The organism is Paenibacillus tabacirhizosphaerae (assembly GCF_040812395.1).
GTDB lineage: Bacteria > Bacillota > Bacilli > Paenibacillales > NBRC-103111 > Paenibacillus_E.
In genome coordinates this window covers 1-2954 of the sequence record NZ_JBFNXH010000048.1, presented here as the reverse complement: position 1 = coordinate 2954, position 2954 = coordinate 1, and the positions used below count along the sequence as shown (strand labels likewise).

Below are 2954 nucleotides of genomic sequence, written 5' to 3'. Positions count from 1 at the left end.
GAGGAGAACTCATCGCAGTAGCGTTGAATTCATCAAAGATCTGCGCTTTCTCATCCTCTGTGACGACTTCCAGGTCACTCACTCGGATATGCGGATTGGCGACAGCCTGCTCCAGCAGATGGACCAGATGACCTTGCATCCGCTCGACATCAGACTGAGCGAATACTTGCTCGTTGTATTCAAAACGAATAGAAAAATCATCCCCCGGCGTGACAATCAGGTTGAAATCGTAGTTCGTTTGCTCGATCATGTTTACATTTTCGATCTCAAATACGTCATTCCCATTGCTGCCAAGCTGCTCCATCTGCTCTTCTACCGGGAAATTCTCAAACACCATAATATGATGGATAAGTTCCTGCTTCTGCTCGGTAAGCGTCTGAATCTCGTAGAGTGGATGTGTATCGTATGCATGTGAGGCCAATGCCCGATTCTGATTCCATACCACCACATCTTCGAATGAGGCAGACTCCTCGCAGCGAATGCGGACCGGAATCGTATTAATAAACAATCCGATCATATTCTCGATCCCCGGAATTTCCGCAGGACGTCCCGATACCACGCTGCCGAACACGACGTCGTTGCTGCCGTTATATTTTTGCAGCAAGAGGCCCCATGCGGTTTGCAGCAGTGTATGGCTCGTCACCTGGTGCTGTTTGGCAAACTGGTTCATTTTCGCCGTCAATGCCTTGCCAAAATGACAGTAAACACTTGCGAATCGCTTGTCTTCCTCCTTGCCCAGCGTACTGCTTGCAGGCAATACTGTTTGCTGCTCGTATCCGGATAAATAATCTCCCCAATACGCCAAAGCTTCGCTGCGGTCACGCGTTTCCAGCCACTCAATATATCGGCTGTATGGCGATACTGGCGCCAATTGCGGCGCTCTTTGCCCCAAGAGGGCAAAGTATAGTTCGAACACTTCTTCCGTAACGAGCGATAAGCACCAGCCGTCCATCAAAATATGATGGGAGCTCCAGATGAAATGGTACTTATCATTCTCGATACGCAGCACGGTTACCCGCATTAGCGCGTCCTTGGTAAGGTCGAATCCGCGCGATTTATCCTCATCCAACCTCCGTTCGATATAGATCTTTTGCTCCTCATTGGTCATGCCGCGCAGGTCAATTGCCGCATACCCGCCTTCTTTGCTGCGGCAAACAATCTGCAAGGGCTGATCCCTCCAGCCGATGTACACATTTGAGCGGAAAATCTCATGTCTTTGCATCAGAGCAGCCAGACTTTGCCCGAATATCTCCATGTCAAAACGCCCGCTAAGGTCAAATGTCGTCTGCTCGAAATAAGCGCTCGAACCTGCATCCAGCAAGCTGTGAAAAAGCATGCCCTGCTGCATCGGCGTCAGTTTGTAAATGTTCTCGATCTCTCCGACATGGCGGGTCCCCTTGACGATTTGCTCCAGTTCCTCCGCCGTTATACGTTTGATCGATAAATCGCTTGGCGTCAGCTCTACGCCTTCCTTCGTCACACAATGATCCACGACTTCCTGCAAACTCGTATGAAACAGTTCCGTAAGACGTTCCATCGTTTCTCTGCGATATTGTTTGCTGCTATAGCTGATCGTGAGGGAGAGAACCCCTTCCGAGATCAAGCCGTTAATATCCAGAACATACGTTCTTTTCGTGTTTTTGCTAATCTCGTCGCCGCTTGAATAAGGTGAACCTTGCATGCTTTGACTTTGTAAATCCTGATCGAACTGTCCCAAATAGTTAAAACTGATTTCAGGCTCCGCGCCATAGGACATCATCTTGCAGGACTCGGCCAAGTACCTCAAGATGCCATATCCGATGCCCTTCTGGGGAATGCTGCGCAATCCTTCCTTGATCATTTTGATCCTACGGGATACATCCTGCTCCCCGCTCATGTCAAGAACGACCGGATACTGACTCGTAAACCAACCAACCGTGCGTGAAATATCGATGTCTGGTAAAATCGCTTCGCGTCCGTGCCCTTCCAGGCTTACGACAACACGTTCTGCTTTGGTCCAGTCATGCACCGCCATGCCAAGTGCTGCAAGCAGCAGATCGTTGATATCTGTACGGTAAGCACGATGTGCTTGTTTCAATAGCAGCTCCGTCTCCTGCTCGGTCCACTTCACCGTGACCGTTTCGCTGTCACCAATCAGGGATTCCAGCTCCGCGAAATCTTTAGGCAGCGGTTGATATTCCACCTGCTCGATCTGCTCCCAATAGGCCCGCTCGCTTTCCATGAATGGGCTGTTGGCATAATCCGCAAGCTGCTCCGCCCACAAGCGGAAGGAATCCGTCTTTTGCGGCAGGCGGATCGGTTCTTTTTTGACAGCTTGTTCATAGGCCGTTGCCAGATCTTCGAACAATATCCGCCAGGAAACGCCGTCGACGACCAAATGATGAATGGCGATCAACAAGTGATCTCCCTCTTTGCAGCGAAACAGCCCTAACCGCATGAAAGGCCCTTCATCCAATCGAATACTGCTTTGAATCTCGCCCGCCTTCAATTCCACTGCCCGGGCCTCGTCGATCTCGCCCCTCAAGTCGATGACATCCAGGCTGTACAGCTCGCCTTCATCCGTTCCGCGATTCCACGCCGAAAACCCGTCTTCGGCTTCGCGAATCACAAGGCGCAGCACGTCATGGTGCTCTGCCAGCTTCTGCACGCTTTGGTGCAGCGCAGCTTCAACGAAGCCCTGATCTCGATACAGCAGAACAGCTTGGTTATGATGATGCGAATCCGCGTAAGACTGCTCAAAAAACCATTGTTGAACAGGAGTTAACTGTACAGCTCCTCTTACTTCGCCTTGATCAGCAATTCGGCTTATCGGCTTAATATGCGGGCTCAAGGCTTCGACCGTAGGATGCTGGAACAAGTCTTTCATGTCCAGTTTGTACCCTGACTGATACAGTCTGGAGGAAACCTGAAGCGCTTTGATCGAATCGCCGCCAAGCTCGAAGAAATTGTCCCAA

General features: G+C 50.6%; 1 protein-coding gene. It reads right to left on the bottom strand.

Features of this window, described 5'->3' with window-relative positions; all coding sequences use genetic code 11:
- Positions 1–2954: condensation domain-containing protein (locus ABRS97_RS27815; protein ID WP_367819421.1), on the bottom strand; the 2954-nt coding region annotated here is incomplete at both ends.